This is a genomic window from Pacificibacter sp., from assembly GCF_039769035.1.
GTDB lineage: Bacteria > Pseudomonadota > Alphaproteobacteria > Rhodobacterales > Rhodobacteraceae > Celeribacter.
In genome coordinates this window covers 1-5,177 of sequence record NZ_JBDMZG010000211.1, presented here as the reverse complement: position 1 = coordinate 5,177, position 5,177 = coordinate 1, and the positions used below count along the sequence as shown (strand labels likewise).

Here is a 5,177-nt window from a genome sequence, read left to right as displayed (position 1 = left end):
GATTATGACACAGTGACTGTCAACTGGGGCCAGATGCCCTCCGCGATCATCGACGGCACGGTAGATGCGGCAGTTATCCCTGCGATGTTCCCTGGTCCACGCGTAACCCAAGCCTCTGCAGCGGGTGCTATGACAATGTACTCGATGCCAAAGGAAAAATTCGAAGATCCAGCAACGCAGAAGTTCATGAACAAACCTGGCTCCACACCATTTGTTGTACCTCTTGATGACATCAAAAAGGCAATGGGTGAGGGTTGGACTGTTGTTTCCGAAGACGACATGTTCCGCGGCAAAGCGGTTCCCGGCGGCGATCTTGTTAACAAGAGCATGGACGAAGAGCTGGCCTACCAGTTGACCAAATCGCATATCGAAAACCTCGACAACATCAAAGGGATGGCCCCATTCATGGCAACGCTGAACTTTGGTGACGTATCTGAGGAAGCAAACGGCCTATGCGGCGCGAACATCGTGAAGTTCCACCCTGGCGCTGTGCGCGCTTGGGAAGAAGCGGGCTATACATTGCCTGATTGCGCCAAGCCTTAAGTCCCTGATTGACAGATCGAAGGAGGAGGCGCGATCATGCCCTCCTTTTTCTCTTGTCCCACATACCTGCCCTTCCTAACATTCGCCAAGGTTGCGCCCGCACATGTCAGATCAAAACGCCGCCCCGGCCACTATCACAACCGAAAAACCGGCCTATGTAGAGCGCATTGTCTATATCTTGGCCTTACTCCTAGTGTTGCTTGGATTGGTAAACGTGACCCCCGCGATCCCCGGCTGGGACAGTCTTTGGAAAGACCTCACCGGCAACGAATTGTTCCGTATTCGCCGCTTCCCGACCGAATGGTTGTTCCCGATCACTTTCTTCTGGATGATGCTAATCGTTGCTTTGAAACACTCTATGTGGCGCAGCTGGGCTGACAGGCGGGTGGTTGTGAGGCGTATTGGCCTGCTCTTTGACGTGACCTTAGTTGTCGTCGCAGCTGCAATTTCACTCACATATCTCACTGAAATCGAGGCGGTTTGCTTGATCGACGTCTTCACAGGCGATCGTGAGCGGCTCGTCTTGAAAGCACTGCAAGCGGAAATCGACTTTGCTGAGCTTTACGGCCTACCTGCACCCGATTCCGCAGATGATCCGGGCTGTTTGAACACGACGGGCAGTTGGCTGATCCTGATCATGTTCGGCGCTGTCGTCGTCTTTCTAGGCTACAACATCAAGGTTTGGGGCCTTCCGTTGGTTTTGGTTTCAATCCTGATTGCGACCTACACCTTCCTCACGATCCTCAACTGGTACGTCTTTGGCGCGGAGGATCAGAACAAGTACCTAGTGACGATCCTCAGCAGCGAGGAGGTGCGAAGCCTGGGATCCAGCCTTGGCTTTTTCCAAGACGCGCTGGTCAATCAATCCGCAGGATTACTTGGGCGCTTCATCAACGTATTGCTCATCTTGGTCTTTCCCTATGTCATCCTAGGGGCGCTATTCGGCAAATGCGCAGGCGGGCAAGCCTTGATCAAATTAGCCTTCGGCGCGACCCGCAATTTGCGCGGCGGTCCTGCACATGCGGCTGTTGTTTCCTCTGCAATGTTTGGCACGATCACAGGTGGCCCTGTTGTAAACGTTCTCTCAACCGGTGTCTTGACCATCCCGATGATGCTAAAGCGCGGCTTTTCCAAAGTCTTTGCAGGCGGCGTTGAAGCGGCGGCCTCCTCTGGCGGGGCGATCATGCCGCCGATCATGGGTGTCGCGGCTTTCATCATGGCCGCGCTTACAGGGGTTCCCTACCGCGAAATCATCATCGCAGCGACGATCCCTGCGATGTTCTATTTCTTCTGCCTGTTCTTGTCCGTTGTATTTCAGGCGCGCAAACAGAATATCGAAGCCGTAGGTGAGCTCAGCGACGACATGAGACTGACCCGCGAAAATCGTTTGCATCTGATGCAAATCTTTGGCCCTGTACTTTTGGTTCTGGTCCTCTTACTTACTCCCAAAGATGCGGTTGGATGCAGCTGGTATTCAGTCCTGCTCGGCGCAGTTGTCGACCAAAGCAGCGGCACTTGCGAGATCACTTCACTTCCCTGGATCATCGAGCTATTCCAAAACGCAGCCGGTGATGCGAGTGCTGCGGGCTGGTGGGCCGTAGGTTTGCTGTTGATCCTGATGTTCATCGACAAAGAGTTTCGCGCCAAGCCGATGAAGATTTTCGACGGGTTGTCACAAGCGGGCGTGACGATTTCCACGCTCTTCTTGATGTTCATGGCCGTCACCGTGATCGACGTGTGCCTGAACTTCACTGGCCTTGCGAAATTCGTGGCCGTCGATGTGCTTGGTTTCCTCAACTCGTTTGATGTTTCAACAAACTCTGTCGGCTTCCAGCTGTTTGCGCTATTCCTAACGATGCTCTTGGCTGTACTTCTCGGCATGGGGATGCCTGCGGTGCCCGCTTACATCAACGTCGCTTTGCTAATGGGGCCAATGCTCGTTGGTCTCGGCCTCGCGACGTTCACAGCGCATATGTTCATCTTCTATTTCGCCGTTGCTTCGGCGATTACGCCACCTGTCGCGCTTGCTGCTTTTGCAGCGGCGAGTATCACCAAGGCGGATCCGATGAAGACAGGTTTCTCCGCGGTGCGTTCAGGTATTGTGATGTTCACGATCCCTTTCATTTTCGCGATCTACCCAGAGCTTTTGCTCATCGACAAAGCAGTGATCAACCCCAACGACGGCTTGTTCCTGACGGGCTATGACGGGATGATCAATTTAGGCCGGCTTGGCTTCTTGGTGCTGCGCGTAGCAGTTGCGCTTTACTTGGTGTCGAGCGCACTTGCTGCGTTTGATCGCTCCGCTCTTAGACCTTTGGAGATCTTAGTGCGACTTGCTCTCGCCGTGTTGATCCTCACGCGACCGATGGAAGTTTACGGCATTTCCTTGGCTGCCGCAGCTTTGCTTGTCGGCTGGCACACACTGCGTAATCGTGACGGTGTGCCCGCATAACAAAGGACGAAACACATGACGAATCGGCCCAGCTACATCCTTTTTATCACAGACCAGCAGCGCTATGATCACTTAGGCTGCAATGGTCATCCAGTTCTGCAAACGCCCAACATCGACGCAATGGCGTCTGAGGGTGTGAACCATGATCGCTTCTACGTGGCCTCGCCCGTATGCATGCCCAATCGCGCGAGTTTGATGACTTGCCGTATGCCGTCCAGCCACGGTACGCGCTCGCTTGGCATTCCTTTGGCTCGAGAGAACGTGACCTTTGTCGAGCTTTTGGCCGCTGCAGGGTATGACACCTGCTTGATTGGCAAAAGTCATTTGCAAAACGTCTCTGATTGGGATGTGCAGATTGAACCACCAGAGCATCGTGAGGGCTATGCGGTGCCACCTAAAGAGCTTGCCGTGGCGAAACGCTCTGACTTGGACAATGAGACGTTTCAATATGAACGGCAGGCCTATTGGGACCGAGCGGACCCAACGGTGCCACTGCCGTTTTACGGGTTTAGCGAATATGTCTCAGTATTGAGACACGGCTTCAACACTGGTGGCGATCACCTCGAATGGCTGAAGGCGAACGCGTCTGACACGCTTGGCTTGCGCGGGCGCGATCAGCAATTCGCACATGGCTACACCGTGCCGCAAGCGATCCGCACTAGGGTTCCCGAAGAGCATTATTCAACCAGCTACATCGCTGATCGTACCGCTGACTGGCTGAAGGCGCGAGAAGACAACGAGACACCATTTCTGTTGGTCGTCTCCTTCCCCGATCCGCACCACCCTTTCACACCACCCGGCAAATATTGGGACATGTACAAGCCCGAAGATATGCCTGTGCCTATCGCTTATGAGACTGACGATTGGGATCCCCCTGAGTATGTGAAATCCGCCGAGCACGCGCGTGCCAGCGATCCAACCTTGGGACAGATGGCAGGTTATTCGCTGGCCGTATCAAAGCAAGAAGCGTTGCAAGCACGCGCGCTGACCTGCGGGATGATCTCGATGATTGACGACGCGGTGGGCCAAGTGCGCAAAGCGGCAAGTGATGCGGGTGTCGCAGAGAACACCGTGCAGATATACACATCCGATCATGGCGATCACTTGGGCGACCATCGCCTCTTGTTTAAAGGTGCGGAGCAATACGACAGCCTAACGCATGTCCCGTTCATCTGGGCCGATCCAAAGGGTGCGCAATGCACGCGAAGCGATGATCTCGCCCAAACGCTCGACATTGGAACCACCATTTTGGAACACGCCAAGATCGAGCCATCTATCGGTATGCAAGGCGTTGTTTTGCCAGTCGTCGGAGGCGCGGGTCGCGATGCAGCGCATATCCAATATGAAACTCAACGTACGCAAAAAGCCTTCGGCACGCGCCCGCGTGTGCACACGATTGTTCACCAGAATTGGCGTCTTTCGATGTATCTCGGTAAATGCCCAAACGAGCTGTTTGATCTTGCCGCTGACCCCGATGAGATGAGCAACCTTTGGACAAGCGACGCGCATAAAGACGTGAAAGCAGACTTACTGGAACGTCTCGCCGAACTAGAAATAGCTGCTGTGGACCGCGTGCCTTTGCCAACGGCGCAGGCATAACACATGGGTAATTCAAGTTGGAACTGAAAACAACATTTACAACCCTCGGCACTGCGGGCGGGCCTGTGCCAAAGCTCCACCGTGCAGCCCCGTCCCATGCGATCACGCGGGGCGAGCGGGCGATCTTGATCGATTGCGGTGAAGGCGCGATGCAGCAACTCATGCGTGCAGGTATCGATTTCCGCCGCATCCACAAGATCATCCTGACACATCATCATTTCGATCATATCGGCAGCCTGTTCACATGCTTTGGCATCAATATGATGCTGCAGCGCACCCAGCCGATCACGATCTATGGCCCCGTCGGAACACGCCGGATTGTCGAAGGATTGGCAAAGGCCTGCGATGTGCCCAATGCAATTGGCTTCGGTCTCAAGGGTCAATCTTTCCCACATCCACGCGATTTTGTGCAGGTGGAGGAGATCACGCCAGGTGACTGTTTCGCAATTGATGACATCGAAATCTCATGCTGCGAAAACACGCATTACCGCTCTGAAGCGGAGTTCAGCACCGACGGCCCTATCTCGCTTTCGCTTAGATTCAACGCGCCTGATCGCTCCATTGTGTTCACGGGCGATACAGG

General features: G+C 54.4%; 4 protein-coding genes. All 4 read left to right on the top strand.

The features are described 5' to 3' along the window. On the top strand, positions 1-543 hold a 543-nt coding region (locus ABF287_RS16845), incomplete at its 5' end, for a TAXI family TRAP transporter solute-binding subunit (RefSeq protein ID WP_347186159.1). Positions 544-646: 103 nt separating this feature from the next. Further along, complete coding sequence (locus ABF287_RS16840; RefSeq protein WP_347186158.1) at positions 647-2,995, top strand: TRAP transporter fused permease subunit; 2,349 nt, start codon at positions 647-649, stop codon at positions 2,993-2,995. 15 nt (positions 2,996-3,010) lie between these two features. After that, positions 3,011-4,594: a sulfatase-like hydrolase/transferase gene (locus tag ABF287_RS16835; RefSeq protein WP_347186157.1), complete on the top strand. Its 1,584-nt coding sequence runs from the start codon at positions 3,011-3,013 to the stop codon at positions 4,592-4,594. 17 nt (positions 4,595-4,611) lie between these two features. Next, the coding region (locus tag ABF287_RS16830) for an MBL fold metallo-hydrolase (RefSeq protein ID WP_347186156.1) at positions 4,612-5,177 on the top strand (566 nt) is incomplete at its 3' end.

Bases quoted from the DNA above. Each gene is read 5' to 3' on its own strand.
- ABF287_RS16840 (WP_347186158.1), top strand. From the start codon at position 647: ATGTCAGATCAAAACGCCGCCCCGGCCACTATCACAACCGAAAAACCG.
- ABF287_RS16835 (WP_347186157.1), top strand. From the start codon at position 3,011: ATGACGAATCGGCCCAGCTACATCCTTTTTATCACAGACCAGCAGCGC.